Source organism: Streptomyces sp. NPDC002784 (assembly GCF_053592135.1).
In genome coordinates, this window is sequence record NZ_JBSFVD010000077.1 from 1 (window position 1) to 6,305 (window position 6,305).

The window sequence follows — 6,305 nt, forward strand, 5'->3', positions numbered from 1 at the left end:
TACGACTGCCTGCCCCGGCTTCTCGAGTGTCATGACCACACCGGCCCTCCGGGCGGGATGTGCCGGAGGTGTCTATGAGGCGGTGCAGCCGCCGTCGACGTTGAGGAAGTGCCGGTGACGAAGGAGGCGGCCGGGGGAGTGTGGTCGGTGGCGTACTCGAGGGCTGCGGACTTGGTCAGGCCGACTACTCATCACGAAAGCCACCGATGTCATGTCATGCGGCAGGCAGAGCCGCAACATCACCGACCGGTGGGTTGAGGCGAGCGAAGCCTTCCTGGCGTTGGTAAGGGAAGTAGGGGTAGGCAGCTACTTTGGCGCTCGCCGCATTGAGTTTCGCCAACTGGTCGGGTGTGAGAGTCCAGCCGACGGCGCCGAGGTTCTGACGGAGCTGCTCCTCGTTGCGGGCGCCGATGATGACGGAGGAAACGGTCGGCCGCTGGAGCAGCCAGTTGATGGCGATTTGCGGAATCTTCTTGCCGGTCTCCTGGGCGATCTCGTCGAGGGCGTCGACCACGCGGTAGAGGTGTTCATCCTCGACCGGCGGGCCGTAGTCCGCGGTGTGGTGCAGTCGGCTGTTGGGCGGTAGGGGCTGGTCGCGGCGGACTTTGCCGGTGAGCCGTCCCCAGCCGAGGGGGCTCCAGACGAGGGCTCCGAGTCCCTGATCCAGTCCGAGGGGCATCAGCTCCCATTCGTAGTCGCGGCCGATGAGGGAGTAGTAGACCTGATGCGCGACATAGCGCGGGTGGCCGTGCCTCTCCGCGATCGAGAGGGACTTCATCGCCTGCCACCCGGAGAAGTTGGAGATGCCGAGGTAGCGGACCTTTCCTGCTCGTACGAGATCGTCGAGTGTGGACAGGACTTCCTCGATCGGCGTGCCGGCGTCATAGGCGTGCAGTTGGAACAGGTCGATGTAGTCGGTACCGAGCCGGCGCAGGGCGTCCTCGCATGCGGTAATCAGACGCGAACGGGAGGAACCGGCATCGCCTGGACCGTCACCCATCGGCAGGCTGGTCTTGGTGGACACGATCACCCGGTCCCTGCGGCCTTTGATCGCTTCGCCCAGAACCTCCTCAGAGGCGCCGCCGGAGTACACGTCGGCGGTGTCGAACATCGTGATCCCGGCGTCCAGGCAGATGTCCACGAGGCGGCGTGCCTCACGCGCGTCGGTGTTGCCCCAGGCGCCGAACAGCGGTCCCTGGCCGCCGAAGGTGCCGGCGCCGAAGCTCAGTGCGGGGACCTTGAGGCCGGATGCACCCAGCCGCCTGTATTCCATGGCTGTTCCTCTCTCGCTGCCTGACTGGCTAATGGTTCTGGAGTTCCGTTAGTGTGTTCCTCAACGTAGCAGACGTGAGCAATTAATGAAACTGGAGTCCCGTTATGGGGTTTGAGGGTGCGGAGCCGGGGACCATCCGTCCTGGAGGGCGCACGGCGCGGGTGCGGTCGGCGGTGCTGCAAGCGGCTGGCGACGCCCTGGCAGAACATGGCTTTGCCCACCTGGACCTCGCCGACATCGCGCGCCGTGCCGAGGTGGGCAAGACCACCGTCTACCGCCGCTGGGGAACGGTGACCAGCCTGGTGGCTGACCTGCTTGTGGGCATGGCCGAGCAGTCACTGCCGCGTACCGAGACCGGCTCGCTGCTCGGCGATCTCAAGGCCAACGCCCGGCTCGTGCAGCGCACCTTGGCCGACCCACGGCAAGGAGCGCTGTTCAAGGCAGTGATCGCCGCCGCCACCTGCGAGGCCAAGACAGCCGAGGCCCTGCACAACTTCTACGACATCCGCGTCAAGGAGTGGGCGCCCTGCGTCCAGCAAGCCATCGAGCGGGGCGAGGTGCCTGAGGACACCGATGCCCACGAGGTCATCCGTGCTGTCTCCGCCCCCCTCTATTACCGCCTGCTGACCACGGGCGACCGTCTCGACGAAGCCGCCGCGGACCAAGCCGCCGAGGCCGCCGCGGCCGCAGCGCGCGCGGGAGCATACCTGCGGGGTGAGCGAGGTCTTGCGTGACCAGCTTCCTGTATCCGTCTGAGTGCTGGTCACCGTGCGCGCGATCCCGGGGGCATAGGGGCTCAAGACTCCGTCGACCTCGGCGGCAATCTCGTTGAGGTGGCCGAGCATGCGGGCGACCACGGGAGCGAGTGCCGGACAACGAACAGGCGGATCGCGGCCACGCGTCCCCGCTGGACGGGGAACCCCAGGCGATCGAGGCGGAGTCGAGAGCCTCCGTGGTCATGAGTTGCCCTACTCGCAGTTCGGGTAAGTGTCATCGGGCCCTGTGGGCGGCGGTCATGGTGTTCAGACGAGTACGGGCAGCAGCCGCACGCTGGCGTCGCGGCCGGCGGTGGTGAGGAGGGTGCCGTCAGATGAGAACGCCACCGCGAACACCATGCCGGTGGGGACGTACCCGAACTCGGCGCGCGTGATGCGCACATCCTGATCGGAAACGTTCCAGGTCATGGGAAGCGCAGCCGCACCACCGTCAAGGCCACCGCCGACGGCTACTACCGCTACGCCTTCGCCGGAACCTCCACGACGCCGGCCGCCGCCGCAGCAGGTGACTACGTCACCTCATCGACCCCAGGGGCGGCTGCGGCGACACGCCCAGAGCCGCACCCCCTGCTACGGTGATCTGACGCGCCAGCCGGACGAAGCGGGTGTAGCGCCGCTGATGACTGGTACTCACCTACGGAATCCGCGGTGGTACCCCAGCCGTCACATCACCGGGCGGCCCCATCAACAACGTAGACCCGAGTGGCCTGGGCTGGTTCAAGGGCACCGTACGTTTCGTCAGATCCAAAGGGAGCATGCTCCTCAGCCGGGGCGGCGGGGCCGTCGTCCTCGGCTGTTACGCGAAGAAGGCATGGGAGGACGGCACCGATGACTCAGTGACATCACCGGTGAACTCCAGGGGCTGCACATGACGGACGCGCCCTCCCAGGGTGGCGGGTGCGGCCAAGCTTCTAGGTTGCGCCTTCACGGTCGCAGTGACCATGAACCTCGTCGCCGCCGTATGGCATCCCGACGGCGCTGCGTGGACGACAGCCCGGGCCATCACCAGCGTGGTCTTTCTGGCAGCTCTGGTCTACTACCTCACTCTGCTCGTGAGGCGCCGGCAGCACTCACGAGCGGAACGTGGAAGGGCTGCACGCTGATCAGACGCGCGGTCGGCTCAGGCAGCGTGGCTGTGCCCGCAACCGTTCCTGATCGGCCAGGCGCTGAGCGATCGGCTTCGTGCTGATCCGTATGACCTGACAGAGCGGAGGAGCTGCTGGCCGATGGCTCTGCCGCAGCGGAACCACGACCGAGGACTTGGCGCGGAGCGTGGCACACGTGCTGTGCCCCACCTGCCAGGCTCCGACAGGACGGCCCTGCACGGTGCCGGGCAGCCACGAGGCTCGCCTTCTGTTCGCTCAGGCGCAGCGACGTCCGTGATCGAAGGGCAGAGGCGTCCGCGGCACTGCGCGCACGTGGCCAGGCCGATGGCGTGGTGGTGGGCGAGGCCTGCTCGGTGGGCTGGTCCAGCTGCAACTGCCGACGCCGCTGTTCGTTGCGCGCTGAGGCGTGACCGGACTGTTCATGAGTCTCGACAGCACGCGTCTGCGGGGGAGACCCGCGAGGATCCCTGGAGGCATTCTGCTTCCTGGGCGGCAGGCGGCAAGACTCGGTGGACTGCACCGGTCACTGCGTCTGGCGGCGGGCAATATGGCGCCCGCCGCCAGGCGTTGCAGATCGTCGGCAGGGACCACCGTGAGACCCGGGGCACCGGTCCTAGAACTTGAAGATATTGCGCGTCCGCGCTTGCATTTCGCAGTCGTTGCCGTACTGCTGCTCGAACTTGACGGGTCGTCCGCGCCAGGTGCCTTCAGCGGTGGCGATGACGGGGGCGTACAGCAGAGTGCACGCCTGGTCACCGGACAGGGACTCGATCTTCCCTTCGCTCGCCTCGAGATCGGTGCAGGCTTGCTGGCTCCTGGGGTGGGTACCGCCTGCGGGGTCGCATTCCAGCACCACCGCCTTGCGCGCCTTTGACGCCGCGGGATCGGACCTAGGCGACGAGTTCGCGGGGTCGGGGTGAGTGATGGTGAGTTCCAGTCGGGTGATCTGAGAAATAGACGGAGGAGAGGGATCCGCGGCAGCAGTGCTGGTCAGGAGGGCAGTGAACACGCTGAGCAGCACGGCAGCGGCAAGTTTGATTTTCACGTTCACAGCAACGACCCGTCGGACGTCTGGTTACCTCATGGCAACCGGCTCAGCCCCATGCGTGGGCATTAGCGCGACACCGGGTGTGAGTAGTTGCGGTACAGGATGGAGCCCGAGATTGATCATGGTGGCTGTCGCAGCGGACGGCCCCGGTGTGGAGCTTCCGAGAAGGATCGTCGAGCGGGTACGGTGACTGCCGCGCCTGTACTCCTGTGGTTGGCTTCTTGGTCCTTGATCAGCGGGAACAGGGCTGCCTTTAGCCCAGGTGCCGGGCAGTATGACGGTGTGGTTGATCTGCTGTGGGACGACGTGCAGTGTTTCTTTGATCCGGATACGTGTTCCTCTTCGACGCCACGCGCCGGGCTGGGGCCGCTGCGCGCGGGAGGTCGTGATGACTGGTTGCTGCAGGGGGCGAGGTCCCCGGTACGCCGGCCCACAATTGGATCGGCAAGACGCTCTCGCCGTGGCCTGAAGATCACACAGGTCGTATGATCTTCGCCGACTGTGGGGCGGCGAAGAGCCCGAAAGGCCGCTTCCCCCACCCCCTCTGCCACCGAGTCCCTCCGTCCGCGGTCACACGCGCTACGCACGGCCAACGGCCGCCTTCAAGACGCTCTGCGGGGTACGTCCCCGGGACCGCTCCCAATAGGCTACTCAGGAGTAGGCCGTGATTGCTGCGGGGCGGGACTCGGTCAGGCCGGCCGGCTGCCATTGTTGTGCCAGTCCAGTATCAGGACTGTGGCGTCGTCCTTGAGGTTGCCATGGCAGGCGTCGAGCACCGCAGCGGTCAGGGTCCGGACGGCTTCTCGCGGGTGCAGCGCGCGGGTGTCGTGGATGACCGAGGCCAGGTCGACGGCTGCCGCACCGCGTTCCTGCATTCCGTCGGTGAGCAGGACCAGGCGGTCCCCGGGTCTGAGGTGCAGTTCCTGCAGGCGGTAGGTGGTGGGTGCCGCCACACCGAAGGGCAGGTTGACGGCGAGTTTCACCTCTTCGACGGCGTTGTCACGCAGCAGCAGGGGCCGGGGGTGGCCGGCGTTGACCAGTTCGCACAGCCCCGTTTCGAGGTCGACGCAGAGCAGCTGTCCGGTGGCCAGGCCGCGGCTGTGACTCAGTAGGGCCTCGTGAGCGTGGCGGGCCTGCTTGAGGGCGTCACAGCCGCTGCGACGTGCCCGCCGCAGCGCGCTGACCAGCAAGGTGGCCAACAGGGCAGAGTTCGTGTCGTGGCCCATGGCATCGGTGATCGACAGGTGCAGAGTGTCGCGGTCGAGCGTGTAGTCGTAGGTGTCGCCACCGATGTCGTCAGCCGGGACCAGTCCGGCGGCCAGAGTGAACTGGGCCGCCTCGCAGCAGGAGGCCGAGGGCAGCAACTGGTGCTGGATCTCCGCCGCCAGGCTGGTCTCGGTGGTGCGCTGGCCCTGGTGGTACAGATCGGTGAAGCGGCGGTCCGTCACGATGATGTAGGCCAGCGCGTGGGCCGCGTGGCGGACCTGGCGCAGCACGGTGTCGTCCGCGGACTGCAGGCTCAGCTCCAGGACGCCGATGCAGTCGCCGCGGTTGGTGACGGGCGTGATGACGCGTCGTCCGCCCCGGCCGTCCGGTTCCACATGCTGGCGCTGGCTCTGCAGAACGCTGTCGTAGACGCTGCCCTGCAGGTCGATCGGCTCGCCCGGGTCTGCGGCCTTGTCACCGGTCGCGGCGAGGCGGATCAGCCGCTGGCCGATGAGGTCGAGGAACAGGAAGGACACGGCCTCGGCACCGAATCGCTTCTGCAGGTCGTGTGCCACCACGTCGACGGACTCACCGGGCGGGGCCGCTTCCGCAGCGGCCAGCAACTCGCCCAGCTCCAGATCTTCACCCCTCACGGCAACCTCCTGTTGGTTGCCACACCTTCTTCCCCGAGTTTGCGCAACCTTGCATTTTCTGCTCATTCTGCCTGGCCAGGGCGATATTCCAGATCGGTGCGCGCACGTCCCCCATCCGTCAGGCGGCGTACGTGGGCGATCGTGCGGCGGTCACGTCCGCTGGAGTGGTGTATTGACGGCCACTCGGTGATCTCGTTTTTTAGGTTATGCGGTGAGTTCGGTCGGGAGGACGGTGTCGTCGGT

General features: G+C 66.8%; 6 protein-coding genes. 2 read left to right on the top strand and 4 right to left on the bottom strand.

Features of this window, described 5'->3' with window-relative positions:
• Positions 1-214: 214 nt before the first annotated feature.
• Positions 215-1,273: an aldo/keto reductase gene (locus ACWD1Z_RS36135; protein ID WP_451124954.1), complete on the bottom strand. Its 1,059-nt coding sequence runs from the start codon at positions 1,271-1,273 to the stop codon at positions 215-217.
• Positions 1,274-1,377: 104 nt separating this feature from the next.
• On the opposite strand from ACWD1Z_RS36135, the gene ACWD1Z_RS36140 reads away from it, so the two are divergent.
• Positions 1,378-2,007: a TetR/AcrR family transcriptional regulator C-terminal ligand-binding domain-containing protein gene (locus tag ACWD1Z_RS36140; RefSeq protein WP_451124956.1), complete on the top strand. Its 630-nt coding sequence runs from the start codon at positions 1,378-1,380 to the stop codon at positions 2,005-2,007.
• A 288-nt stretch (positions 2,008-2,295) separates the two neighbouring features.
• Here the strand turns inward: ACWD1Z_RS36140 and ACWD1Z_RS36145 are convergent, their stop codons facing one another.
• Positions 2,296-2,430: a hypothetical protein gene (locus ACWD1Z_RS36145; RefSeq protein WP_451124958.1), complete on the bottom strand. Its 135-nt coding sequence runs from the start codon at positions 2,428-2,430 to the stop codon at positions 2,296-2,298.
• Between the two features lie 900 nt (positions 2,431-3,330).
• Between ACWD1Z_RS36145 and ACWD1Z_RS36150 the strand changes: the two genes are divergently transcribed.
• Positions 3,331-3,432, top strand: coding sequence for a zinc finger domain-containing protein (locus ACWD1Z_RS36150; protein WP_451124964.1), 102 nt, complete (start codon positions 3,331-3,333; stop codon positions 3,430-3,432).
• A gap of 336 nt (positions 3,433-3,768) precedes the next feature.
• Here ACWD1Z_RS36150 and ACWD1Z_RS36155 read toward each other — a convergent pair whose 3' ends face one another.
• The gene (locus ACWD1Z_RS36155; protein WP_451124960.1) at positions 3,769-4,206 is read right to left on the bottom strand and encodes an SSI family serine proteinase inhibitor; all 438 of its coding nucleotides are present in this window, start codon (positions 4,204-4,206) and stop codon (positions 3,769-3,771) included.
• A 686-nt stretch (positions 4,207-4,892) separates the two neighbouring features.
• A complete protein-coding gene (locus ACWD1Z_RS36160) occupies positions 4,893-6,062 on the bottom strand; it encodes a PP2C family protein-serine/threonine phosphatase (protein WP_451124962.1) in 1,170 nt (389 codons plus the stop codon).
• Between the last annotated feature and the right edge of the window lie 243 nt (positions 6,063-6,305).